We start from the raw sequence: 24,073 nt of genomic DNA, 5'->3' as shown, positions 1-24,073 counted from the left end.
GATAAGGGAGATAGAAAACACATGGGATATACAACATTTCATTCAACAACGATTTGTGCTGTTGAAAAAGACGGAAAATTTGCAATGGCTGGAGACGGTCAAGTCACAATGGGAGAGAGCGTTGTGATGAAAGGAACGGCTAAAAAAGTTCGTCGTATTTATAATGATGAAGTCGTTGTGGGCTTTGCAGGAAGTGTCGCAGATGCTTTTAACTTAGAAGGAAAATTTGAAGATAAATTAAACCAATATAAGGGTAACTTGATGCGTGCAGCTGTAGAACTTGCTATGGAGTGGCGTAGTGACAAGATGATGCAAAAACTAGAAGCGATGTTAATTGTGATGAACGACAAAGAAATGCTTGTTGTTTCAGGAACAGGAGAAGTCATTGCCCCAGATGATGGTATCTTAGCTATTGGTTCTGGAGGTAACTATGCTCTATCAGCAGCCAGAGCTCTAAAAAGAGACGGTCGTAAGGACATGACAGCTGGTGAAATTGCCAAAGCTGCCTTAAACGTTGCCGGAGATATTTGTGTTTTTACAAATCATAACATTATTGTTGAAGAATTATAGGAGATGAATAGTATGAGTACAACAACTAAAACACCAAGACAAATCGTTCAAGAATTGGATCAGTATATTATCGGACAAGAAGCTGCTAAAAAATCAGTAGCTATTGCTCTTAGAAATAGATATCGTCGTATGCAACTAGATGAGTCTATGCAACAAGATATTACGCCTAAAAATCTACTTATGATTGGGCCAACTGGTGTTGGTAAAACAGAAATTGCTCGTCGCCTAGCTAAAATTGTGAATGCACCATTTGTTAAAGTTGAAGCAACAAAATTTACAGAAGTAGGTTATGTAGGACGTGATGTTGAATCTATGGTTCGTGATTTAGTTGAGGCTAGCATCACTATTGTTAAAAAGCAACAATATAGTCAAGTTTATTCTCAAGCTAAAAAAATGGCTGATGAAAAATTAGTTAAATTACTCGTTCCTGGTATTAAAAAAGAAAAGAAAAAATCAGGTAATCAATTTGATATGATGATGCAAATGATGAGTGGCTTCCAAAATAATCAGGAAGAAGAAAAAGAGGAAGTTAGTGATTCAATTCGTGTGAGCCGTGAGACAGTAGCATCACAACTTGAAAAAGGGATGTTAGAAGAGCGTGAGATTACCATTGAAGTAGAAGAGAAGAAAACAGTTCCTGCTATGAATAATGGATTAGAGCAAATGGGAATAGACTTAAATGATGCCCTAAGCTCACTAACACCAAAAAATAAAGTGAAGCGTACTGTTACAGTTAAAGAAGCTCGTGAGATTTTAATTAATGAAGAATCAGAAAAATTAGTTAATTCAGCAGATATTAATAGCGCAGCCATTGATTTAGCTCAAAATAGCGGGATTATTTTCATTGATGAGTTTGATAAAATCACATCAAAATCAGAAAATAGTGGACAAGTTTCTCGTGAAGGGGTTCAGCGTGACATTTTACCAATCGTTGAGGGGTCGCTTGTCACAACAAAATACGGAACAATTTCAACTGATCATATTTTATTTATCGCCTCAGGAGCATTCCACTTATCTAAACCAAGTGACTTGATTCCTGAATTACAAGGTCGTTTTCCAATTCGTGTGGAGCTAGATGATCTAACTGCTGAAGATTTTGTTAAAATTTTAACAGAACCAAACAATGCTTTGATTAAACAATATATTGCTTTAATTGAAACAGAAAATATTCAGGTGACATTTACAAAAGAAGCGATTGAGCGTATTTCAGCGATTGCTTATGATGTGAATAGTGAAACTGATAATATCGGTGCTCGTCGTCTACATACTATTTTAGAAAAGTTATTAGAAGACCTATTGTTTGAATCTCCTGATATGAGTATGGGTGAGATTACCATTACTGAGAGCTATGTGGACCAAAAACTAGATAAGATTGCTAGTGATGAGGACTTGAGTCGTTATATTCTATAGTAAAAAATATTAAAGATACGAGGTGAATGGTTAATGTCAATTGTATTAGAGTCAAGTATGGCGATGGCAACAATTAATGAAATGGGTGCTGAATTATCTAGTTTCATTTTAAAAGAAACAGAAGTAGAGTATATATGGCAAGGTGATCCAACTTTTTGGGGTCGCCACTCACCTGTCTTATTTCCTTTTGTGGGTCGGTTGAAACGTGATCAATATGAATATGAAGGTAATATTTACTCCATGAGTCAACATGGATTTGCTAGAGATGAGATGTTTACTGTAAAAGAGTATGATAAGACACATGTCGTATTTGTTTTGAAAAGCACCCCTAAGATGAAAAAACAATATCCTTTTGATTTTACATTGACTTTAACTTATCATCTTGTAGATGCTAAATTAGTGATTAATTATCAGGTAGAAACAAGTTCAAATGAGATGTATTTTTCGATTGGTGCCCATCCAGCCTTTAATGTTCCATTAACATCTGGAACGGATTTTTCAAATTACTATTTCCAGTTTAATCCGTCAAAATCCAGATTAAAAATACCTTTAAATGGTCCTTTGATTGATATTAGTTGTAAAACATTAGCGCAAACAAATACAGCTATACAAATTAGAAGAGAGTTATTTAAAGAAGATGCTCAAATTTTAGAAACATCTGGTTTTAATGAATTTTCTATTTTGTCAGATAATCATGAACATGGTGTCTCTTTAGCATATGAAGATTTTCCATATGTTGGTTTTTGGACACCTTATGACAAGGAAGCGCCTTTTATTTGTATTGAACCATGGTGTGGTGTGGCAGATGATATTCATGCTACTGGGGAGTTAACTGAGAAAATTGGCATTAATCACCTTAAAAAAGGTGACATCTTTAAAAGAGAATTTACAATTAGTATTTTTTAATAGCTATACTAGGAATACTTTGGTTGTTAGTCTAATTAATATCAAAAATAAGGTATCAAACGAGGATCTAATATAGACGTCTTCGTTTGATACCTTATTTTATTGAAAATTTACTTGCTTACTTTTTTGGTTTCATTAGGTATTGCAACATTACCAATAATCATGATTAATACACCCGCAATTAATGATACAACTGTTGTTGTGACAAAGCTATAAGTACCACTATTTAAGGCACCACCGATATAGCCGACAACTTGACCTAATATAAATGACCAAAATAAAACAATTAGTTTACCCATTTATTATGCGCCCCTTTACGCCTTTAGTTTACCAACGTTTTGAAAAAAAGTAAAGCCCTTTTACGATTGATATAACAATCGTTTTGGAATATGGTGTGTCAAAAAAAATAAATAAATATGCTATACTATCTTTAACCTATATCGAAAATTAAAGAAGAAAAAGGAGGGATTGTTCATGAGTATTGCTCAATTACAAGTTTTAACTGAATATTCCCTGTTATCAAGTACTAATCGTATTGAAGACTTAGTCATCACAGCTAAACAAAGGGGTTATGACAGTTTAGCTATTACTGATAAAAACACACTACATGGTGTGATAGAATTCTACCAGACTTGCTTGAAACACCAAGTAAAACCAATCATAGGCATGACTTTAACTTATCAAGTCATGTCAGATATAGAAGCTGATCTTATTTTATTAGCTAAAAATTTGTCAGGTTATGAGCAGTTAATGAAGATAGCGACGCTTAAAGGAGAGTTTGCAACACATCAAAATCTGGAGTTGAAGGATATATCATCTATGTTATCTGATCTTATTTTGGTTATGCCTTTTAAAACAGGAGAAGCGTATCAATTAAGAGAATTAAATAAAGATGATAGAATCACTCGTTTAAACGAGTTTAAAGAAATAACAAAGCAGTGTGACACTTTTGCAGGAATCTCAATACAAGGCAATGGTGACGAGGATATAACGAAATGGGTAGACTTTTACAAAGAGGTAGGTTTACCTATTATTGCATTAGATAATATAAAGTACCTTAACCCTAGTGATGATTTTTCTGTTCGTGTTTTAGAACATATTGAAGATGGTAAGGTTATTTCTGTTGACTTTACTCATACTTCAGGCCCCTACTACTTGGAAGAAGCTAATCTATTTTGTGACAAATATCAACAAAAAGGGTTAGATGAGGCACTTAGACATGTACGTGATGCAGTGGATTCAATAGAGTTAATTATCCCTTTAAATCAAACCCTTCTACCAAAATTTGAAAGAACAGAAGACTTATCTAGTTATGAATTTCTAAAAAAACTCTGCCAAGAAGGCTTAATGACACGGTTAGGAACAGACAAAACAGATGTTAAAACTTATCAAGACCGTCTAGATTATGAATTATCTGTTATTCATGAAATGGGCTTTGACGATTATTTTTTAATCGTCTGGGACGTTATGCGTTATGCCAGAGAAAAACACATTGTCACAGCCTGTCGTGGTTCTGCTGCAGGTTCTCTTGTGGCTTTTGTTTTACAAATTACTGATGTTGATCCTATTGAATATCATCTTTTATTTGAAAGGTTTTTGAATAAAGAACGTTATACGATGCCAGATATTGATATGGATATACCAGATAATAAGCGTGAAGAGGTTTTAGAGTACGTTCACCAGACGTACGGACACCATAGAGTCGCTCAAATTGCAACTTTTGGGACATTAGCAGCTAAGATGTCTTTACGTGATGTTAGTCGTGTTTTTGGTTTATCCCAAAATGAAGCCAGTAAGTGGGCTGATGCCGTGCCTAATACACTTAAAATAACATTAGAACAAGCTTATCATGAATCTAAAAATTTAAGAGATTTAGTCGCCTTTTCTGAGAAGAACAGACTACTTTTTGAAACAGCTAAAAAGATTGAAGGGCTCCCAAGGCACGTCTCTACCCATGCAGCAGGGGTTGTTATTAGTGATCGGGATTTAACAGAATTAATTCCACTACAAGAAGGAAATAACGGTATCGCTTTGACTCAATTTGCTATGGGAGATGTTGAGGCGATTGGGTTACTTAAAATGGACTTTCTTGGTTTAAGAAACTTAGCTATTATTGGCAACACGATTGATGATATTTTTTATCAAACCAAAGAGAGAATTGATTTAGAGACAATCCCGATAGATGACGAAAAAACATTAGAGCTATTTAGAAAAGGTCAAACAATCGGGATTTTTCAGTTTGAGTCTAGTGGTATTAAAAATGTTTTAAGAAAATTAGGCCCAACGTCTATTGAGGATTTGGCTTCAGTGAATGCTTTATATAGACCAGGTCCTATGGAAAATATCGATCTGTTTATTCAACGTAAGAAAGGGATTAAGCCAATTCATTATCCTCATCCAGATTTAAAGCCTATTTTGGATTATACGTATGGTATTATTGTTTATCAGGAACAAGTTATGCAAATAGCTTCTCTAATGGCTGGCTTTACTTTAGGTCAAGCTGATATTTTGCGTCGAGCTATTAGCAAAAAAAGTAAAGATGTTATAGATCAAGAAAGAGAACATTTTGTTCAAGGTGCTATGGGTAAGGGATATACTCAACAAGTGGCAGAAGAAGTTTATGATTATATCGAAAAATTTGCTAATTATGGCTTTAACAGATCTCATGCTGTCGTTTACTCAGTTGTTGCCTATCAAATGGCTTATTTGAAAGTTCATTATTCAACTGCCTTTTTCCAGTCTTTACTACATTCAGTAAAGAATAACCCGAAAAGAATTAATAAATATATCTCTGAAGCAAGAGACTTCAATGTCGGAATTAACCCTCCTGATATTAATAAAAGCGACTATAGTTTTACTTTTTATAAAGGTAATATTTTGTATGGTTTCTCATCTTTAAAAGGAATTAGAAAAGATTTTATACAGCATATCATTCACGTTAGAAAAACAGATGGTCCGTATACCTCCTTGGAAAATTTTTTACTTAGAATTAATGGTAAGTGGTTAAAGGAGGCAAATATATTACCTCTAATTTATATTGGTGCTTTTGATGGTCTTCATCAAAATAGAAAGCAATTAGTGGTTGATTTAGATGGCATGATTCAAAACATTGAATACAGTGGGGGAAGTATAGATTTATTGGATGTATTAACCTTGAAAAAGCACACGGTACCTGATTTTACAAATTCTGAAAAATTAGAACAGGAACAACTGTATTTGGGAACTTATGTATCGAGTCATCCGGTTAATTCTTTTGATCATTTAATCAAGAGGTGTCAAGTGACACCAATCAAACAGCTAGAAATTGGAAAGACATATCATATTTTATTTTATGTGACTAAAATTAAGAAGATTAGAACTAAAAAGGGAGAATCGATGGCATTTTTAGAAGGCAGTGATGAGACAGATACTCTTTCTGTCACGATTTTTCCAATAACTTATCGTCAAATTGGGGCAACACTTTCAGAAAATGAAGTTTTACTTATTACTGGAAAAGTCGAAAAAAGTAAATACAATCAGGAAACACAGCTGATTGCTGATAAAGTCATCTTAGCTGAGGACATTAAGCTACCTGAATTATTAGACAGACGTTGTTTTATCAATATTAAAGAGGATAAAGATAATGCTAATGTTATGGAGGAGTTGTTTAAGATATTTCAAAAGTATTCAGGGAGTACTCCGGTTATTTTAATTTTTAGGCATAAAGAAGAAAATTGTCTGTTAGAAGACCGCCATTTTGTAACTGAATCTAAGTTATTTGTAGAAGAAATTCAAAGGTTATTAGGTGAAACGACTGTTATTTTTAAATGAATTATGGGCATGTTGCCTATTTAAACTAGTCAAAGTGAAGGAATAAAGAGTTTTCAAAGTTTTTTCACCATTTTTTTCGGATAGAGAAAGACTTTTTTAGAAAAGAGTGGTAGAATAATAAATGGATTTAAGTATTTTTTACATTATTAAAAAGTATAAAATTAACAACTTAATAAAGGTGGTTATGTTTATGAAGCGCATTGCTATTTTAACAAGTGGTGGAGATGCTCCTGGTATGAATGCTGCAATTCGAGCAGTAACTAGAAAAGCAATTCATGAAGGTATGGAAGTATATGGTATTAATTATGGATACGCAGGCTTAGTGGCTGGTGATATTCGTAAACTGGATGTGGCTGATGTAGGTGACATCATTCAACGTGGTGGAACAATGCTTTATTCAGCTCGTTATCCTGAATTTGCTACAGAAGAAGGACAACTAAAAGGTATTGGACAACTTAAAAAATTTGGAATTGAAGGGTTAGTTGTTATCGGCGGGGATGGTTCTTACCAAGGAGCTATGGCTTTAACAAAACGTGGTTTCCCTGCAATTGGTGTTCCTGGAACCATTGATAATGATATCCCTGGTACAGATTATACGATTGGATTTGATACAGCTATTAATACTGTACTCGACTCAATGGATAGAATTCGTGATACTGCAACAAGTCACGTACGTACATTTATTATTGAAGTTATGGGACGAGATGCTGGTGATATCGCTTTATGGGCTGGTGTAGCTGGCGGAGCTGATGACATTATTATTCCTGAGCATAATTTTGATATGAGCCAAGTCGCTGAAAAGATTCGTTACGGACGTGACCGTGGTAAAAAACATTGTCTGATTGTTTTAGCAGAGGGTGTGATGCCTGGTCATCAATTTGCAGAAGAATTAGCAGAATACGGTGATTTCCATGCTCGTGTATCTGTATTAGGTCATATTGTTCGCGGTGGTTCTCCAACAGCACGTGACCGTGTTTTAGCAAGTAAATTTGGAGCATATGCTGTTGATTTACTTAGAGAAGGTAAAGGTGGACTTTGTACTGGTTCACAAAACAATAAACTTGTGGCACTTGATATTGTAGAAACGTTAGAAAAAGGAAAACATAAACCAGATTTAAGTCTTTATGATTTGAATCATCAAATTTCTTTCTAAATCTATATTTTATATAATAAATAATAAAAATACTAAGGAGCTTTTTTTCATGAAAAAAACAAAAATTGTTTGTACAATCGGTCCAGCTAGTGAGTCTTTAGAAACATTAGTAGAATTAATGAATTCAGGAATGAACGTAGCACGTTTAAACTTCTCACATGGTGATTTTGAGGAACATGGTGCTCGTATTAAAAATATTCGTGAAGCAGCAAAAATTACTGGAAATACTATTGCTATCCTTTTAGATACAAAAGGTCCAGAAATTCGTACAAATAACATGGTAGATGGTAAAGTTAATCTAAGTACTGGTGACGTTGTACGTATTGCTATGACTGAAGTCGAAGGAACGAAAGAAAAATTCTCTATTACTTATCCTGGTTTAATCAATGACGTTGAATTAGGTAGCCATATTCTTTTAGATGATGGCCTAATCGATTTAGAAGTTATTGAAATCGATCAAGCTAACAATGAATTAGTGACTAAAGTTTTAAATGAAGGTGTTCTTAAAAATAAAAAAGGTGTTAACGTACCTAATGTAAGTATTAACTTACCAGGTATTACAGATAAAGATGCTGCAGATATCCGTTTTGGTATTGAAAACGATGTTGACTTCATTGCAGCTAGTTTTGTACGCCGTCCAAGTGATGTCTTAGAAATCACAAAAATTTTAGAAGAAGAAAATGCAACTCATATCCAAATTATTTCTAAAATTGAAAATCAAGAAGGTATTGATAACTTAGATGATATTCTAAAAGTATCAGATGGTTTAATGGTAGCCCGTGGAGACATGGGTGTTGAAATTCCAACTGAGGATGTACCGGTTGTTCAAAAAGAAATGATTAGAAAATGTAATGCTATTGGAAAACCTGTTATTACAGCAACACAAATGCTAGATTCTATGCAACATAACCCTCGCCCAACACGTGCTGAGGCAAGTGATGTGGCTAATGCGATTTATGATGGAACAGATGCTGTTATGTTATCTGGTGAAACTGCTGCAGGGGATTACCCAGTAGAAGCTGTTCAAACAATGGCAAACATTGCAACCCGTACAGAAGGTGATTTAACAGATCGTGATGCTTATGCTCTAAAATTACATAGCAAAACTGATATGACCGAATCAATTGGTCAAGCTGTAGGACATACTGCTAAAAACTTAGATATCCAAACAATTGTTGCAGCAACTGAATCAGGGTACACAGCTCGTATGATTTCTAAATACCATCCTAAAGCTCATATTGTGGCAGCAACATTCTCTGACCGTGTTGCTAGAAGTTTGACACTTAACTGGGGTGTGTTCCCAAGTGTAACTGAAAAACCAAGTTCAACTGATGAAATGTTCTCTTTAGCAACAACTATAGCTAAAGATACAGGATTTTCTAAAGATGGTGATTTAATTATTATCACTGCGGGAGCTCCAATTGGTGAGAAAGGAACAACTAACTTAATGAAAATTCAATTGATCGGTCAAAAATTAACATCTGGTCAAGGGATTGGTGAAGTAGCTGTCTTTGGTCAAGCTATTGTAGCATCTTCAGCAGAAGAAGCGATTTCATTAATGAAAGATGATTCAATTTTAGTTGTTAAAACAACAGATAAAGCATATATGCCAGCTATTGCAAAAGCTTCTGCTCTTATTGTTGAAGAAGGTGGCTTAACAAGTCACGCTGCTGTTGTTGCGATTGCAGAAGGTATTCCAGTTGTTGTTGGTGTGACTAATGCCACCCAAGACATTAAAACTGGAATGATTGTAACTGTTGATCCTCGTCAAGGTTCAATTTATGAAGGAGAAATAACTGTTTAGTAAATAGTTGTTAGATATCAAAAAGACTGGCTAAATAGTCAGTCTTTTTGGCGTCTATAGCATGAAAATAAGCTGAGATAGCAATGGTAAACAACTACCAATTAAGCTTGATATTGTTATTTTTCTCTTACCTGAGAAACTATATAGAAATTTTCATGAGAATTAAAATATTTTATAAGTATTTTTTGTGAAAATAGTGTAGAATAATCTGGATTAAGTGTTTTGGAGGAGGAATAGTTTGAAAAATAAAAATGGTATGTTGTATTTGGTAGTTTTAAATTTATTTTTAGTCTTTTTAGGTGTTGGTTTAGTAGTGCCTGTCATGCCAGCATTACAAAAATCAATGGATTTATCTGGTGCTACTATGGGCTTGATGATTTCAGTTTTTGCTGTTTTTCAGTTAATCGTCTCACCCATAGCTGGGAATTTATCAGATAAAATGGGACGAAAAAAAATTATCGCTGCAGGTATGCTTATTTTCTCAATTTCAGAGTTAATTTTTGGTTTAGGACATACCGTTGGTTGGTTATACCTCTCACGTGCCTTAGGAGGCATTGCTGCAGCCTTTATCATGCCTTCTGTTACAGCTTATGTAGCAGACATTACTACATTTGAGGAAAGGCCAAAAGGGATGGGGCTTGTTTCAGCCGCGATTAGTGGAGGTTTTATTATAGGACCTGGTGTTGGTGGTTTTTTAGCTCACTTTGGTATTAGAGCGCCTTTCTTTGCCGCTTCATTTCTAGCCTTTCTTGGTTTTATTTTAGCTATTTTAGTTTTAAAAGAACCAACGAAAAAATTTGTGACAGAAGAAGCTAGAGAAACACCAATTGAAGATGTCACAGTTTGGGATATATTAAAAGATCCGGTATTTACTTTCCCATTCATCATTATTTTGATTTCATCATTTGGACTTCAAGCTTTTGAGGCTATTTATGGTGTTATGGCAACCACTAATTTTAATTTTACAATGGGTGAAATCGCAGCTATCATTACAGTGAGTGGTGTGTTAGCTTTAATTTGTCAGCTATTATTCTTTGATGGGATAATTAAAAAAATTGGGGAAGCTGGATTAATTCGTTTAGCCTTTTTTGCTAGTGCTATTTTTGTCGGTGTTATGGCATTTACGTCCAGCAAGTGGGTAGCAGCTTTTTCAACGTTTATTATCTTTTTAGCTTTTGATTTATTACGACCTGCTATTACGACTTATTTGTCAAAACATGCAGGAGATAGACAAGGGACTGTCAATGGTTTGAATTCAACTTTTACAAGTTTTGGTAATATCTTAGGACCAATGGTATCTGGTATGTTATTTGATATCAACCATGTGTACCCTTACTATGTTTCATCAATCGTATTGTTAGCTACTGGGTTTTTAACGCTATTTTGGAAAAAACAAGTAGCCAAAACTAGATAGGTACTTATAAAAGAGAAATCATATATTGATTCTCTCTTTTTTTATGAATTCATCCGTATTTGTTTAGGAACAAGTTAAAATATGTTATGATATAATGATGAGTAATTGAAAGGACTGATGAAAATGAAAGAATTGATTGGAACTGTATGGAGTGGCTTGATTATCGATGAAAATGATAATGTTTATTTTGTACAAAAAAATGGGATAACATTTCACTTAGCCAAAAGTGAAGGGGAACATAAAATTGGAGATATGGTAGAAGGTTTTGGTTATGAAAATCAAAAACACCAATTAACTATGACAACAAAAATCCCTAATATTCAACAGCATAAATTTGGATTTGCCACAGTTGTTGCTTCAAGACGTGATTTAGGGGTATTTGTTGACATTGGTTTACCTGACAAGGAAGTTGTTGTTTCTCTTGATGAGTTACCAGAAATGAAACAATTATGGCCTAAGCAAGGTGATAAATTATACGTGAGATTATCTGTAGATGAAAAAGATAGACTATGGGCTAATTTAGCTGATGACATGACATTTTTAGCTATGTCAAGAGAAGCGACAGAAGCTATGATGAATCAAGATATTAAAGGGATTGTTTATCGTTTAAAACTAGTTGGCACATTTATTTTTACAGAAGAAGACCATTTTATTGGTTTTGTTCATCCTTCAGAACGCTATAGTGAACCAAGATTGGGTGAGGTAGTTAATGGCCGAGTTATTGGGGTTAGGCCAGATGGGATGTTAAATATTTCTTTAAAACCTAGAGCACATGAAGTTATCTCTTCTGATGCTCAGATGATTTTAACATTTTTAGAAAGATCAAAAGATGGTGTGATTCCTTTTTCAGATAAGTCGACACCAGAAGAAATTCAAGCAACTTTTGCCATTAGTAAGGGACAATTTAAACGAGCTCTTGGTTCATTACTAAAAGCTAAAAAAATCAAGCAAGAAAATGGTCAGACTATTCTTTTAACAGGCAGTGAGGAAGTCTAATTGCTTTTCATGATTGAATAAATTATAATGTAGTCAACAAAAAGAGATAAAAGAAGGTGTCGTTTTGGGCATGGAACAAACAGCAGTTGCTTTACAAAAAATTAAAGAACAATTACATGTAGCCAATTATAAGTTAACACCACAAAGGGAAGCTATACTATTAGTTTTATTAGAAAATGAAAAAGATCATTTATCAGCTGAAGAGATTTATATGTTGGTTAAATTACAAAATTTTGATATAGGCTTAGCAACAGTCTACCGAACACTAGAAATGTTGACAGAGCTTAGAATACTGGATAAAGTTAATTTTAATGATGGTATGGCGCGTTATGATATGAGAAAAGACGGTGCGAAGCATTTTCATCATCATTTATTATGTGTTGAGTGTGGTGGTATTGATGAAATAGAAGAAGATTTATTAATGGAGGCAGAAACTATTGTTGAAAGGGATTATGCTTTTAAGATTATGGATCATCGTCTAACTTTTCATGGTATTTGTCACACTTGTCAAATGAGGCATTCTTAATTGTAAAACAAAATCTAAATTGCAACATTAAGTTAGCCACTCTGGTAAAAATATCTAAATATCAGTGTTATTTTATTGAACCCCTTACTTACCAACATGTTTTGATCTTTAGATTTTGAATTTCTTCTAAAAATAATGTTGCTGGTTGTCTATAGTCTAAAATTTTACGCGGCAAAAGATTAACTTTTTCAGTAGCCAGTTGTATGAACTGCTTTGAGTAGTGACAGATAGGCGTTCCTTTCGGAACAAATTGCCGTAATAAACCATTATGTCTTTCGTTTGTTCCTCGTTCCCAAGATGAATAAGGGTGAGCAAAGTAGATATCAGTCATTTGTTGCAGAGTATCATCAAGTGAGCTAAATTCACTGCCATTATCAGCAGTAATCGATTGAAATATGCTACTAAATCGGGCTCTTCCAAACTCATATTTTAACTGTTTAATAGCGTAACTAACAGACTCTTCAGTATGATCATCTAGAACAACAGTAATCATGTAGCGAGTTTTTCTTTCAACAAGTGTAAGTAGAGCATTATCATCTTTAGATTTTGAACCAATGACACTGTCTATTTCCCAGTGACCAAACTCTTGTCTAGAATCAATTTTGCTAGGTCGTTCATCAATTGATTTTCCAAGAGCTTTTTTATGCTGACGACTTCTTTTCTTTTTAGGTGATAGTCTAACTTTCATCTTGAGATGATGATTTCTGACCGGTAAAAATCCTTTATCAATATAATTATAAAGTGTCTTAGTAGAAACAATAGGTTTATCCCAAGTCCCTAAAGACTTGATAAAGCCAACAATTGCATCTGGTGACCAATTAAAGTCTATCATTTGTTTACAAGCATAATTAATAAAATCAACAGCACTAACTAGCTTAGATTTCGAACCACAGCGTTTCCTGTTTTCTATGTATTTAGCTTGCCCCGTATCAGCAAAATAGAGTTGTTTAGGTTTCTTATTTTCTTTGATTTGCGTGGTCGTTCCTCGTTTAAGCTCATTACTTATTGTTTGATGGTGTCGGCCTAATCGTCTACCAATTTCTCTATTAGAGTCTCCCATATTATGCCAAACTTCAATAAGCTGCCTTTCCTTTAAGGAAAGATGTTTATAACTAGATGTCTTTGTGTTATTCTTAATTTTCACCATGATAAAAATTCCTTTCGTTGTTGGGTAGTTACTTCAATGATACACGAATTTTTACCATGGTGTTTTTTTATTCTTTTAGAGTGGCTAACTTGATTTTACAACTAAGCATTGTAAAACAAACTATAAAACAAGGTATTAAACAAAAAATGAGAATTTTCTGTTTAATACCTTGTTTTCTTAAAATTCTTTTCGATCAGAGTGATATAATTCTTGAAAATGGTCCACATCAACTAATAGTTTAGGGTTAATTATATAAGATTCTTGCTTAAAATAAATGATCTGCTCACTTACAAGACCTCTTACTAATTCGAATTCTATAGGAATTCGAATTTGTTTGTTAAATTTATTTGTTTTTGGGTCGTATAAGTTAATTTTTGCTAATATAACAGGAGATAATGTTCGGTGTTCATAGAAACAAAAGCATGTACCATCTGCCTTTTGTTTTTCCAAATTTAATATAGGAGCTTGTGCAACTGATAGAGCCTTGTTATCTTCAATGGAAGTTAAATCACTATCTGAGACGGTTGTTAAAGAAATGATGTCAAATTCTTGGTTTAGGAGTCGTTGTGCTTTAGCTTCTTTAGTAAAGTAATTATTAGTGGCTAGTGTGGTTAGCTTTTGATCAATGCTTTCTCTAATTAAATTTTCTTCTTCTTCACAAGTTTTAATGAAAGCTTGATATATAGGGTTTGATACGATGAAAAAACTCATAATCGAGACAAAGATAAAGAAGATAATAAATGACCACCAAGGTTGGTTGAATTTATAAACAGCAAAAGATGCTAAGACAATAGCTAGAGGTAAAATAAAAGTTAGAGACACGTAGAAGTAGTGTCTTTTTTTAATATAGACCTTTTCAATGTCTTCTAAAAAATCATGGGTATCTATGTTTAAAAATTGAAGAATATCTAAATGTTTAAAGGTTGCTTTTTTTTGTAGCACTAATTATGTCTGCCTCCGATCTGTTGCTTGTTTGCTCAATGCTTTTATTTTATAGTTTAATGAAATAAAAGTCTATGGCTATCTTGAAAAAAAGCTAAAATTATTCTAGTCATAGTATTTATCTTAAAAAACTGATAAAATGTAACAGACTACTGGAGGTGTATGATGGATAATTATATTGAGGAGTATTTACATTATTTAAAGATTGACCGAGGTTTGTCTCATAATACCATCATCAGCTATGAAAGAGATTTAAAACAATATAAAATGTTTTTAGAAAATAAGGAAATAAACTCTTTAAATGATATTGATCGATTTATTGTGATGGATTTTTTAGAAAGTTTGAAAGAACAAGGAAAATCATCTGCTAGTATTATTAGAATGATATCAACCCTTCGAAAATATCATTTGTTTGTGAGACAAGAAAGGTATGTGGATCATGATCCTATGACTTACATTGATACTCCTAAAAAACAACAGTCGTTACCGAAATCTCTTAGTTTAGAAGAAGTGGAAAAAATAATCGAAGCTCCTGACGTTACTAATGAGCTAGGTATTAGAGATAGAGCTATTTTAGAGGTCATGTATGCTACTGGACTTCGGGTAACTGAGTTAATCTCTTTAAAGTTAGATGACTTACACTTATCCCTAGGTCTTCTAAAAACTATAGGTAAAGGGGACAAAGAGCGAATAGTTCCATTAGGTGATCAGGCCATCTACTGGATAAATAGATATTTGGAGTACTCAAGAGCCGCTCTTGTTACTAAAAATAAAAAAGAAACAGTTAATGAAGTATTTTTAAATTATCAAGGAAAAAAATTTACAAGACAAGGTATTTGGAAAAATTTAAAAATTTATGTGGTGCAGGCAGGTATTGATAAAGACGTGACACCTCACACCCTAAGACATAGTTTTGCAACTCACTTATTAGAAAATGGGGCTGACTTGAGAGTAGTCCAAGAATTATTAGGCCATGCTGATATTTCAACCACACAAATTTATACACATATTAGTAAACAGAGACTGACTGATGTATATCAAGAATACTTCCCAAGATCTTAAAATAATTAAGAGGTAAAACATGAAGGAATTAAATATAAAATTAGAGAATTTTGAAGGCCCACTTGATTTACTACTACACCTGATTAAAACTATGGAAATTGATATTTATGACATTCCAATTTCTGATATTACAGAGCAATATATGACGTACATTCATACTATGAAAGAATTTGATTTAGAAGTCGCTGGAGAATTTATTGTGATGGCCGCCACACTGATGTCAATTAAGAGTAAGATGTTACTTCCTCAAGAAATGGTAGAAGTAGATGAAGATAGTGAATATGAGACTAGTGATCCTCGTGAAGAGTTAGTTCAACAATTATTAGATTATAAAAAATTTAAGTATGCTGCTACTTTATTAAAAGATAAAGAAGCTTTTCGTGATGATTATTATTTTAAAGAAGCGATGAATTTATCTGAATATGAACAGCTAAATAAGCCGTTAGAGCCTAATGAAGTGACAACTATTGATCTGTTTTTAGCCTTTCATGAGGTCTTAAATAGGCAAAAAGATGCTAAACCTGTTGAAGCGAGTGTTCAATTGGAAGAGTATACTATTAATGATAGAATGGATTATGTATATGCTAAAGTTTATAATGTAAAACTTAGTGAAGGATTAGAATTTGATAACTTGTTTGAAACCTTTACAAGACATGAGATTATCATGACTTTTCTAGCTATATTAGAATTAATCAAAAATCATGATATTATCGTTAAACAATCAACTAGACATGATAAGATTAAGATTTACCAAAAAGAAGGATAGGTATTATGGTATTATTAAAAGAGATAGAAGCTTTATTATTTGTGGTAGGAGAAGAAGGCTTAACTTTAGATGAGATGAGTCATATCTTAGATCAATCAACTTCAACTGTTTATGACCAGTTATTAGTTTTAAGGGAAGTATTAGAGCAAGATGAAAACAGTGGTATCACCATTTTAGAAGTAGGGGATTCTTTTGTATTGACAACTAAGAAAGAGTTATCTCCCTTATTAAAAAACTTTGCACAATCAGCTATTAATCAGCGTTTGTCACAGGCAGCTTTAGAAACACTAGCTATTATAGCTTATAGACAACCTATCACTCGGGTTGAAATAGAACATATTAGAGGGGTCCAAAGTTCTGCTTCGATTCAAAAATTAGTACATAGACAATTGATTCAAGAAAAAGGACGGGTTGATGGACCGGGACGTGCGATAATGTACGGGACAACGCCTTATTTTTATGATTATTTTGGTTTGAAAACGATGGCAGATCTTCCAGACATTAATGAATTGGAAGAAGAAGCAGAAGAAATTCCAACAGATTTATTTTTTGATGCATTTAAAGAACAGTTTGATGAAATAGAAAAAAATAAGAAAAAAGAGGATGGATAAAAAATGGAAAGATTACAAAAAGTTATGGCAAATAGTGGGGTAGCCTCACGTCGAAAATCAGAAGAATTGATTCAAGAGGGCCGAGTAACGGTTAATGGAAAAAAAATCACAGAACTTGGTGTTAAAGTTGGTAGACATGATGATATTGAAGTTGATGGTGTACCGATTTACCAAGAACAACCAGTTTATTATGCTTTTTATAAACCGAAAAATGTCATTTCAGCAGTATCAGATGATAAAGATAGACAAGTTGTAACTGATTACTTTTACGGGGTTCCTGAGAGGATTTTCCCTGTAGGACGTCTGGACTATGATACAACAGGCTTATTATTAATGACAAATGATGGTGAATTTTCAAACATGTTAACTCATCCAAAACATAAAATCGATAAAGTTTATGTTGCAAAAGTGAAGGGTGTCGTTAATAATGATTCTCTTAAGCCACTGCGAAAAGGTATCGTTATTGATGGGCGAAAAACAGCACCAGCTAAGTTTAAAATTTTATCAGTAGATCATGTTAAAGGTACATCAATTGTTGAGTTAATTATTCACGAGGGAAGAAATCATCAAGTGAAGAAGATGTTTGAAGCTGTTGGTTACCCTGTATTGAAATTAAAACGTGAAAAAGTTGGATCAATTGATCTATTAGGTCTACAACCAGGAGACTTCAGAGAATTAACTAAAAAAGAAATTAGTCAATTATTTGTTTTAGCATCAACTGATAAATAAGCTGATCTAGTTGATTTATTCATATGAAGTCAGTATAATGAGGTTATAAAAATAAAAAAGGTCATCTTCACGGGCAGGGCGAAATTCCCGACCGGTGGTATAGTCCACGAACTATTTAACATTGTTATTTAGCCGATCTGGTGTGATTCCAGAACCGACAGTTATAGTCTGAGTAAAGAAGATAGGGCTTATTTGAGAATACAATCAAGTAAACCACTGTTTTCTTTGTCATGTGCTGAATTTATGACAAAAAAACAGCTTTTTTTGTATTTTCAAATCTAAGTTCTTCCGGAGAGGGTCCTGTACTAGGAGGATTTCTTATGAGAACAAATAAAACAGAAAAAATAGTGACACTGTCGCTGCTTTCAGCAATAGCATACTTATTAATGCTATTTGAGATTCCCATTTTACCTATGTTTGGTTGGTTAAAACTAGATTTTAGCGATATACCAGTGTTAATTGCTACATTTTTATATGGACCATTTAGTGCCATTATTGTGGCATTTATCAGGTCAACATTACATTTTATAACAAGTGGTGGTAATATAGCTAGTCTGATTGGCGACTCGACGGGGTTTATAGCATCTGTTTTGTATATGTATCCAGTCTATCTATTTATGAAAAAAAGAAAGTCAAATACGAATTTAATCGTTGGTCTACTGACTGGTACCATTTTACTAACCGTTTTTATGTCGATTGCTAATTACTTCATCATTACACCATTTTACTTAAATGTTTTGGGTATGGATTTTGGTATGTCGATTAAAACAATGGTATTGTATGGGATTGTACCCTTTAACTTAATGAAAGGGACAATTGTAGGAGCTGCTTTCTTTGTTGTTTATAAAAGCATCATGCCTGTTTTGGAGAGAAGAATTGCCAAATAGTCATTGTCATAAAACGTTTGAGGTTGATACTTATGTATGGGCCTCTTTTTTTATATATTTTCATGAAATTCTTATATGTTGAATTTTCATGAAAATATGATATACTGATGTGGTAATTAAAATTTGGGGGCGTTACGGATTCGACAGGCATAGTTGAGCTTGAATTGCGTTTCGTAGGTTACGTCTACGTAAAAACGTTACAGTTAAATATAACTGCTAAAAACGAAAACAATACTTTCGCTTTAGCTGCCTAAAAACAGCTTGCGAAGATCCTCTTGGCATCGCCCATGTGCTCAAGTAAGGGTCTCAAATTCAGTGGGATACATTAAACTTTTCAGTCTGTAAAGTTTAAAAGAGATTATCAGACTAGCGACATCTAAGGCCGGTTGTGTGGCAAAAGATGAAGCGAAACCTTAAATAGCATAACTATAAACGTAGAGGTTTAAGTGGCAATGTGTTTGGACGCGGGTTCGACTCCCGCCGTCTCCATAAGTGGTTTTCAGAGGTTTTTACTAAGTGCTAAAACGTTGTTAATTCAATGTTTTAGCACTTTTTTGTTTGCACTGGTTTTCGCTAAATAAACTAACCTCTACATCAAAAATCAATATAATTATTGAACCGTTTAGCACAATATAAATGACTAGAGATATTTATAAGATGTACTCTTTAAATTGTCGCTAGTTGATACTTTTAGGAGGGAGAAAATGATTAATAAAAAATAAAGTCAAAGAACATGATATGACTTTGAATATCCTTAGTAAGTAATTAGAACACAATCAATTTAGACTGTTACAATATTTTCACTGAATTCATGGATAAACTCTCTTATGAACAATTTCATTCTCTTATGTATGGTCAATAGCAGGAAGTTGTTAAATAAAACTACTGTAGTGGGTATCGTACATCATTAGCAGTTTTAATTAATGAGATACTAGGTGACAAATTTGGTTTAAAAGAGTTCAATAAAATGAAAATACCTGATATTTACAGTATAAAATACGAAAATAATGTTCTCGTAAACTTTGAACATGAAGAGAGTATATTGTAAAAGATAGTATGTCAGAGAAAGTAAAAAAGTTGACACTTGTGTTTACTCACAAATACCAACTTTTTAGTATATAGCCATTAATTATATGAAGAGACTATAAAGCGATGAATGACATATCTTTTGTAATATCTTTTTTATTAATTGGTTTACCAAATAACATAAATTCTTCGACAATTTTGATCATCTCTTCATCGGTTACGTTTTCTCTATTGTTTAGTTGTCCAAGAGAAGTCAAGTCACCGTGAACCCCGTAAAAACGTCCCTCTGAATCATGTGAGTTAAATAAGTCCATTAATTTATGAGTTCCTCTATTTGCTAATAGTTGGTTACTAGGATTTAAAAAAACAATTGAAATATCTTCTTGTGAAGTTTTTACCATATTAAATAATTCTTTGGCTGTCATGTTTTCCATTTATATAACCCTCTTTCTGACAAAATATTATGTATAGATAAATTTTAGTGTATGTTAGTGATTTCGTCAATTATAGACTGTTATGAGACTTTAATTGCTTTATTTAAATTTAATAGTGAAGTTTGAATCCGTTATGAGATGTCCATGTTGAATCATTGATATAGCGACATGGTCATGCTTATTTTCTAGAGGAAACATTAAAGTGACACTCTTTGTTTCTCCTGCTTGTACTTTGGTATCTAAATCAGTACTAGTATCTTTTTCCCAGACAAGCTCTTCTTTATCTTGCTCGGCAAAAGGAATGATATCTGTCTCGTTAAAAGATACGGGGCTGTTTGTATGATGTGTCCAGTCAACGGTAACAGCTAATGTATCATCTTTTTTTATTTCAGCTTTTTTGGGTGTCAACACAACCCCTTCACTGCCATGAATGTCAGGAATATCAGACAAATCAATTATTTTTTGTGTGCAGCCAGTTAAGATAACTAATAATAATAAACTGGTTATAAGATAAAATTTACTTTTCATAAAAATCTCCTTTTGATATAGAGATAGGGTAAAATATTTTGTGTAAATAGAAATTTAGGGTAGAAAAAGAGAAAGTCCATTCTGTAAAATTAAAGTTACGACACAGAAATTTTATAGGAGGACTTTCTCATGACTCATTTTACTACAGAAATAATGGAAACACTAATTAATAAAGGTGATTTAGATGATTTATTTCGTCGTCATTTAGAACTCGCTATCAACTCATTATTACAGGCTGAATTAACAGCGTTTCTTGACTACGAAAAGTATGATAGAGCTGGATTTAATTCAGGTAATTCCCGCAATGGGAATTACTCACGTTCATTTAAAACAGAATATGGAGAATTAAATTTGGTGATTCCTAGAGATAGAAATGGAGAATTTTCCCAACAAACATTACCAGCCTATAAAAGAACCAATGATTCCTTAGAAACTACTATTATTCAGCTATTTAAAAAAGGGATCACTATGTCTGAAATCTCTGATCTAATTGAAAAAATGTATGGTCATTATTACACACCACAAACTATTTCAAACATGAGTAAAATCGTATCTGAAGATGTTTTGGCTTTTAAAGAAAGAACTTTAGAAGCTAAATACTCAGTCATTTTTATGGATGCTACTCATATTCCTTTAAAGAGACAAACCGTATCAAAAGAAGCCGTTTATATTGTGATAGGCATTCGATTGGATGGAACCAAAGAGGTTCTAGGATTTACTATTGCTCCAACCGAATCTGCTTATGTTTGGAAAGAGATACTTCAAGATTTAAAAGATCGTGGTTTAGAAGAGGTTTTATTAGTTGTAACTGATGGTTTAAGTGGTATTCACGATAGTATCCATAGTGTCTATCCAAATGCTCAATTTCAACAATGTTGTGTCCATATCTCTAGAAATATTGCTCATAAGGTTCGTGTTAGTGATCGACAAGAAGTCTGTAATGATTTCAAATTGGTTTATCAAGCAGCTTCAAAAGAAGAAGCTATGAATCAAATAAGTTTTATGATAGATAAATGGAAAAAGCAGTATCCACGAGTAGTTAAATTACTCTTGAATCCTGCTATATTAACTTTCTATAACTTCCCACCATCAATCAGAAGAACTATCTACTCAACTAACTTGATTGAGGGATTTAATAAACAGTTAAAAAAATATACAAAGAGAAAAGAACAATTTCCTAATGAAGAATCTCTGGAGAGATTCCTTGTTTCTCAGTTCAATGAATATAACCAAAAATTTTTAGGCAGAGTACATAAAGGATTTAAGGAAATACAAGATACATTAGAATCAATGTTTTAACTTAAAAAAATGGAATGGATTTTCCATTTACACATAATTCTTGACGCAACCGATATAGAGTAATAAATTAATGAATAATACATGCCACTATGAATTCTAACAATAATTTCCTAAATAAATATAACTTATTTTTTCTTGAGAATGAGCAAAAAAATATAATCATAAAAAGATTTATCAAAGTAATGTATAATGATAGTATTAAATTTTATCAAAAGGAGCTCATTTTAATAAAAGTAATAATGGCTGGAGTAGTGCTATGTTTAGTCTTAGTGGCTAGTAGATGTAAAAAGGAAGAGCCAGTAACTCGGATCTTTGACAAGGGCGGACAAGAGATATGTAAGTTTTAAAGTGGGAGTGAGGGCTATGAGTCACTCATTGAGAAATAGAGAGTTACGATATTAATGATTTATATGTCTAAATAGGAGGAGAATATGGGGCAATCAATTTTAATCATAGGTATTATAATTTATTTTATAAAAGAACAGTACAGTTTTTCTGAGGTGAAGAAATTAAATTTTTTGTTTATTCCAATTTTTTCTCTTTATCAATTTTTAACACAAATGGTTTGGTCAATTAATACTACAATTGCTTTAGTTGTTATTTTAGTTATCTCGGTAGGGGTTGGTTTGTATCAGGCAAGAAAAACACGAATTCGAGTTGAAGAAAAACCGATTTATTATATGAAGAATGATAAGCAAGAAGAGGTCCCTATTTATAAAAAAATAGTCACTTCAGTGGGAGGAAGTTATTATTTATTAGGTTGGCTTTTTATATTTGTCGCTCAAATGTTGGTCGAAGTGATTCTGTTTCATCAGCATCTAACTTTAGAGGGAACAACCAAAGAGTTGTTTGATGAAATTGTGGAAGATGTTTTTTCTTTATACCAAATATTTAATGCTCATAATTCAGGATGGTATGTTTGGGCACTGTACGGATTTTCAAGTTTTTCATATACATTATTTCTTAGTCATTATTCTGATCATTTTAAACATAAAGTATTTGGATCAAAAGAAAAAAATCCATATATTGTAGAGAAAGAGAAAATCTAAATAATTAAAACTGCTCAAGTTATATCTGAGCGGTTTTTTTAGTTCTTAGAAGAATTAATTTATTAAGATTTGTGCTAAAGTAAGGTCAAGATACAGATGATACCAAGGGGGATATAACATGAAAAGATGCTCATGGGCTGAAAAATCAAGTACGGAGATACACTATCATGATACAGAGTGGGGAAGACCGTCATATGATGATGATTATTTATTTGAAATATTATTATTAGAGACCATGCAAGCTGGATTAAGTTGGGCTACTATATTAAGTAAACGAGAAGGATTTAAAGAAGCATATGATCAGTTTGATTACAGAAAAATAGCTAGCTATACTGAAAATAATTTTTCTGAGTTACTACAAAACCCAGGGATTATTCGGCATAAACTGAAAATACAATCAACACAATCTAATGCTATAGCTTTTTTAAAGATTCAAGAAGCATACGGATCATTTAGTCATTACATATGGGGATTTGTTGATGGAAGACCAATTGATAATAAATGGGAAAAGATAGAAGATGTCCCATCTAAGACAGACTTGTCAGATGATATTAGCCAAGATTTGAAGAAAAAAGGCTTTAAATTTATAGGGAGTACAACTATTTATTCTTTCCTACAAGCAGTAGGTATTGTGAATGATCATATGGTGGATTGTTTTGTAAGAGAAGATAGGTAATAAAAAAGCATAATAAAAAGGCATTCATCCATATACGTTTGGGTGAATACCTTACTAAGAACTATCTTCGTCCAATTGGATTACTCCTTAATCAATTTTTTTAGGTTGTTTTTAGCTTCTTCAATAGTGTGTCCTTGTGCAGATACAGCTTCATTTCTTGCATCAAATACAATAAAAATGTTTTTATCAGTGTTTAGAGTAATTCTATACTCAATAGCTTGTTGTGTAAATAACATATGAATAACCTCCTTGTTTGATTTATTGTGTATATTATCAAGCATGAACCATGATGATATATAACAACAACAAGCAATTTACCACATCATTT

General features: G+C 32.9%; 23 protein-coding genes, 1 other RNA gene and 1 riboswitch. Of the genes, 18 read left to right on the top strand and 6 right to left on the bottom strand.

The features are described 5' to 3' along the window. The first annotated feature begins 21 nt into the window (after positions 1–21). Genes hslV through VSF34_RS04935 form a run of 3 tightly spaced genes read left to right on the top strand, consistent with a single transcriptional unit; the run spans position 22 to position 2,886 of the window. The gene (gene hslV / locus VSF34_RS04945; RefSeq protein WP_326717927.1) at positions 22–570 is read left to right on the top strand and encodes an ATP-dependent protease subunit HslV; all 549 of its coding nucleotides are present in this window, start codon (positions 22–24) and stop codon (positions 568–570) included. 12 nt (positions 571–582) lie between these two features. After that, positions 583–1,980: an ATP-dependent protease ATPase subunit HslU gene (gene hslU / locus VSF34_RS04940; protein ID WP_326717926.1), complete on the top strand. Its 1,398-nt coding sequence runs from the start codon at positions 583–585 to the stop codon at positions 1,978–1,980. Between the two features lie 33 nt (positions 1,981–2,013). Continuing rightward, positions 2,014–2,886 (top strand): aldose 1-epimerase family protein, encoded by an 873-nt coding sequence (locus VSF34_RS04935; RefSeq protein WP_326717925.1) that lies wholly within the window; start codon positions 2,014–2,016, stop codon positions 2,884–2,886. 110 nt (positions 2,887–2,996) lie between these two features. Here VSF34_RS04935 and VSF34_RS04930 read toward each other — a convergent pair whose 3' ends face one another. After that, positions 2,997–3,185 (bottom strand): YjzD family protein, encoded by a 189-nt coding sequence (locus tag VSF34_RS04930; protein WP_326717924.1) that lies wholly within the window; start codon positions 3,183–3,185, stop codon positions 2,997–2,999. A gap of 175 nt (positions 3,186–3,360) precedes the next feature. Here VSF34_RS04930 and dnaE point away from each other — a divergent pair, with 175 nt between their 5' ends. The 6 genes from dnaE to fur all read left to right on the top strand — a co-directional run bounded on the left by dnaE (position 3,361) and on the right by fur (position 12,589). Further along, positions 3,361–6,696 carry a DNA polymerase III subunit alpha gene (gene dnaE, locus VSF34_RS04925; protein ID WP_326717923.1) on the top strand — a complete coding sequence of 1,112 codons (3,336 nt, stop codon included), beginning with the start codon at positions 3,361–3,363 and terminating at the stop codon, positions 6,694–6,696. 190 nt (positions 6,697–6,886) lie between these two features. Next, the gene (gene pfkA / locus VSF34_RS04920; protein WP_326717922.1) at positions 6,887–7,849 is read left to right on the top strand and encodes a 6-phosphofructokinase; all 963 of its coding nucleotides are present in this window, start codon (positions 6,887–6,889) and stop codon (positions 7,847–7,849) included. A 49-nt stretch (positions 7,850–7,898) separates the two neighbouring features. Further along, the gene (pyk, locus tag VSF34_RS04915; RefSeq protein WP_326717921.1) at positions 7,899–9,653 is read left to right on the top strand and encodes a pyruvate kinase; all 1,755 of its coding nucleotides are present in this window, start codon (positions 7,899–7,901) and stop codon (positions 9,651–9,653) included. A gap of 238 nt (positions 9,654–9,891) precedes the next feature. Then, a complete protein-coding gene (locus VSF34_RS04910; protein ID WP_326717920.1) occupies positions 9,892–11,067 on the top strand; it encodes an MFS transporter in 1,176 nt (391 codons plus the stop codon). Positions 11,068–11,190: 123 nt separating this feature from the next. Next, positions 11,191–12,063, top strand: a complete 873-nt coding sequence (locus VSF34_RS04905; protein ID WP_326718025.1) for a CvfB family protein — start codon at positions 11,191–11,193, stop codon at positions 12,061–12,063. Positions 12,064–12,133: 70 nt separating this feature from the next. Further along, positions 12,134–12,589 (top strand): ferric iron uptake transcriptional regulator, encoded by a 456-nt coding sequence (gene fur, locus VSF34_RS04900; protein ID WP_326717919.1) that lies wholly within the window; start codon positions 12,134–12,136, stop codon positions 12,587–12,589. 88 nt (positions 12,590–12,677) lie between these two features. Here the strand turns inward: fur and VSF34_RS04895 are convergent, their stop codons facing one another. Further along, on the bottom strand, positions 12,678–13,736 hold the full coding sequence (locus VSF34_RS04895) for an IS30 family transposase (RefSeq protein WP_326716671.1): 1,059 nt from the start codon (positions 13,734–13,736) through the stop codon (positions 12,678–12,680). 177 nt (positions 13,737–13,913) lie between these two features. Beyond that, on the bottom strand, positions 13,914–14,678 hold the full coding sequence (locus tag VSF34_RS04890; protein ID WP_326717918.1) for a hypothetical protein: 765 nt from the start codon (positions 14,676–14,678) through the stop codon (positions 13,914–13,916). Between the two features lie 165 nt (positions 14,679–14,843). Between VSF34_RS04890 and xerD the strand changes: the two genes are divergently transcribed. From xerD to ssrA, 6 genes are all read left to right on the top strand, one after another. Then, positions 14,844–15,740 carry a site-specific tyrosine recombinase XerD gene (xerD, locus tag VSF34_RS04885; RefSeq protein WP_326717917.1) on the top strand — a complete coding sequence of 299 codons (897 nt, stop codon included), beginning with the start codon at positions 14,844–14,846 and terminating at the stop codon, positions 15,738–15,740. Between the two features lie 19 nt (positions 15,741–15,759). Then, a complete protein-coding gene (locus tag VSF34_RS04880; RefSeq protein WP_326717916.1) occupies positions 15,760–16,506 on the top strand; it encodes a segregation/condensation protein A in 747 nt (248 codons plus the stop codon). 5 nt (positions 16,507–16,511) lie between these two features. Continuing rightward, entirely contained in the window at positions 16,512–17,117 is a 606-nt protein-coding gene (gene scpB, locus VSF34_RS04875) for an SMC-Scp complex subunit ScpB (RefSeq protein ID WP_326717915.1), read from the top strand. Between the two features lie 3 nt (positions 17,118–17,120). After that, positions 17,121–17,846 carry a pseudouridine synthase gene (locus VSF34_RS04870; protein ID WP_326717914.1) on the top strand — a complete coding sequence of 242 codons (726 nt, stop codon included), beginning with the start codon at positions 17,121–17,123 and terminating at the stop codon, positions 17,844–17,846. A 59-nt stretch (positions 17,847–17,905) separates the two neighbouring features. After that, positions 17,906–18,033: riboswitch (FMN riboswitch) on the top strand. Between the two features lie 133 nt (positions 18,034–18,166). Further along, positions 18,167–18,733, top strand: coding sequence for an ECF transporter S component (locus tag VSF34_RS04865; protein ID WP_326717913.1), 567 nt, complete (start codon positions 18,167–18,169; stop codon positions 18,731–18,733). 125 nt (positions 18,734–18,858) lie between these two features. Next, positions 18,859–19,225, top strand: a transfer-messenger RNA (tmRNA) gene (gene ssrA, locus VSF34_RS04860). Positions 19,226–19,875: 650 nt separating this feature from the next. Here ssrA and VSF34_RS04855 read toward each other — a convergent pair. After that, positions 19,876–20,193 (bottom strand): hypothetical protein, encoded by a 318-nt coding sequence (locus tag VSF34_RS04855; RefSeq protein ID WP_326717912.1) that lies wholly within the window; start codon positions 20,191–20,193, stop codon positions 19,876–19,878. Between the two features lie 99 nt (positions 20,194–20,292). After that, entirely contained in the window at positions 20,293–20,721 is a 429-nt protein-coding gene (locus VSF34_RS04850; protein WP_326717911.1) for a hypothetical protein, read from the bottom strand. A 129-nt stretch (positions 20,722–20,850) separates the two neighbouring features. Here VSF34_RS04850 and VSF34_RS04845 point away from each other — a divergent pair, with 129 nt between their 5' ends. From VSF34_RS04845 to VSF34_RS04835, 3 genes are all read left to right on the top strand, one after another. Next, complete coding sequence (locus tag VSF34_RS04845; protein WP_326716335.1) at positions 20,851–22,020, top strand: IS256 family transposase; 1,170 nt, start codon at positions 20,851–20,853, stop codon at positions 22,018–22,020. 431 nt (positions 22,021–22,451) lie between these two features. After that, positions 22,452–23,069: a hypothetical protein gene (locus VSF34_RS04840; RefSeq protein WP_326717910.1), complete on the top strand. Its 618-nt coding sequence runs from the start codon at positions 22,452–22,454 to the stop codon at positions 23,067–23,069. 118 nt (positions 23,070–23,187) lie between these two features. Further along, positions 23,188–23,745 carry a DNA-3-methyladenine glycosylase I gene (locus tag VSF34_RS04835; protein WP_326717909.1) on the top strand — a complete coding sequence of 186 codons (558 nt, stop codon included), beginning with the start codon at positions 23,188–23,190 and terminating at the stop codon, positions 23,743–23,745. 80 nt (positions 23,746–23,825) lie between these two features. Here VSF34_RS04835 and VSF34_RS04830 read toward each other — a convergent pair whose 3' ends face one another. Continuing rightward, complete coding sequence (locus tag VSF34_RS04830) at positions 23,826–23,981, bottom strand: hypothetical protein (RefSeq protein WP_326717908.1); 156 nt, start codon at positions 23,979–23,981, stop codon at positions 23,826–23,828. Positions 23,982–24,073 lie beyond the last annotated feature (92 nt).

Origin of the sequence: Vagococcus jeotgali, from assembly GCF_035918315.1 — a bacterium.
In the GTDB taxonomy this organism is placed as follows: domain Bacteria; phylum Bacillota; class Bacilli; order Lactobacillales; family Vagococcaceae; genus Vagococcus; species Vagococcus jeotgali.
Note: the sequence above shows the minus strand (reverse complement) of the source record. Positions and strands in the feature narration are given on the sequence as shown.

What these genes read in the sequence shown, in the direction of transcription:
- hslV (WP_326717927.1), top strand. Translation starts at nt 22, where the DNA reads ATGGGATATACAACATTTCATTCAACAACGATTTGTGCTGTTGAAAAA.
- hslU (WP_326717926.1), top strand. Translation starts at nt 583, where the DNA reads ATGAGTACAACAACTAAAACACCAAGACAAATCGTTCAAGAATTGGAT.
- VSF34_RS04935 (WP_326717925.1), top strand. Translation starts at nt 2,014, where the DNA reads ATGTCAATTGTATTAGAGTCAAGTATGGCGATGGCAACAATTAATGAA.
- VSF34_RS04930 (WP_326717924.1), bottom strand. Translation starts at nt 3,185, where the DNA reads ATGGGTAAACTAATTGTTTTATTTTGGTCATTTATATTAGGTCAAGTT.
- dnaE (WP_326717923.1), top strand. Translation starts at nt 3,361, where the DNA reads ATGAGTATTGCTCAATTACAAGTTTTAACTGAATATTCCCTGTTATCA.
- pfkA (WP_326717922.1), top strand. Translation starts at nt 6,887, where the DNA reads ATGAAGCGCATTGCTATTTTAACAAGTGGTGGAGATGCTCCTGGTATG.
- pyk (WP_326717921.1), top strand. Translation starts at nt 7,899, where the DNA reads ATGAAAAAAACAAAAATTGTTTGTACAATCGGTCCAGCTAGTGAGTCT.
- VSF34_RS04905 (WP_326718025.1), top strand. Translation starts at nt 11,191, where the DNA reads ATGAAAGAATTGATTGGAACTGTATGGAGTGGCTTGATTATCGATGAA.
- fur (WP_326717919.1), top strand. Translation starts at nt 12,134, where the DNA reads ATGGAACAAACAGCAGTTGCTTTACAAAAAATTAAAGAACAATTACAT.
- VSF34_RS04895 (WP_326716671.1), bottom strand. Translation starts at nt 13,736, where the DNA reads ATGGTGAAAATTAAGAATAACACAAAGACATCTAGTTATAAACATCTT.
- xerD (WP_326717917.1), top strand. Translation starts at nt 14,844, where the DNA reads ATGGATAATTATATTGAGGAGTATTTACATTATTTAAAGATTGACCGA.
- VSF34_RS04880 (WP_326717916.1), top strand. Translation starts at nt 15,760, where the DNA reads ATGAAGGAATTAAATATAAAATTAGAGAATTTTGAAGGCCCACTTGAT.
- scpB (WP_326717915.1), top strand. Translation starts at nt 16,512, where the DNA reads ATGGTATTATTAAAAGAGATAGAAGCTTTATTATTTGTGGTAGGAGAA.
- VSF34_RS04870 (WP_326717914.1), top strand. Translation starts at nt 17,121, where the DNA reads ATGGAAAGATTACAAAAAGTTATGGCAAATAGTGGGGTAGCCTCACGT.
- VSF34_RS04865 (WP_326717913.1), top strand. Translation starts at nt 18,167, where the DNA reads ATGAGAACAAATAAAACAGAAAAAATAGTGACACTGTCGCTGCTTTCA.
- VSF34_RS04855 (WP_326717912.1), bottom strand. Translation starts at nt 20,193, where the DNA reads ATGGAAAACATGACAGCCAAAGAATTATTTAATATGGTAAAAACTTCA.
- VSF34_RS04850 (WP_326717911.1), bottom strand. Translation starts at nt 20,721, where the DNA reads ATGAAAAGTAAATTTTATCTTATAACCAGTTTATTATTATTAGTTATC.
- VSF34_RS04845 (WP_326716335.1), top strand. Translation starts at nt 20,851, where the DNA reads ATGACTCATTTTACTACAGAAATAATGGAAACACTAATTAATAAAGGT.
- VSF34_RS04840 (WP_326717910.1), top strand. Translation starts at nt 22,452, where the DNA reads ATGGGGCAATCAATTTTAATCATAGGTATTATAATTTATTTTATAAAA.
- VSF34_RS04835 (WP_326717909.1), top strand. Translation starts at nt 23,188, where the DNA reads ATGAAAAGATGCTCATGGGCTGAAAAATCAAGTACGGAGATACACTAT.
- VSF34_RS04830 (WP_326717908.1), bottom strand. Translation starts at nt 23,981, where the DNA reads ATGTTATTTACACAACAAGCTATTGAGTATAGAATTACTCTAAACACT.